Here is a 229-nt window from a genome sequence, read left to right as displayed (position 1 = left end):
CCTTCATCTTGGCGGCCATGGCGAAGGTGCGGCGGATGGTCTCGCCCGCGCGGCCCATGCCCTGGGCGTCGGAGGAGGTGATGCCGATCGCGCCGAGGTCGTGCAGGACGTCCTCGGCTCCCATCGTGCCCGCGCGGATCCGGTCGCGGGCCATGGCGGCGTCGCCGGGGAGGTCCGGCTTGAGGTCGTGGACGGAGACGATCATCCCGTAGTGCTCGGCCACCGCGTC

1 pseudogene is annotated in these 229 nt (G+C 72.5%); it reads right to left on the bottom strand.

The features are described 5' to 3' along the window. Nucleotides 1-229: pseudogene (locus AC6CKD_RS38045) on the bottom strand (urease subunit alpha); the annotation flags it as partial.

The organism is Streptomyces sp. GQ60 (genome assembly GCF_059758875.1).
This window is presented reverse-complemented; position numbering and strand designations above follow the sequence as displayed.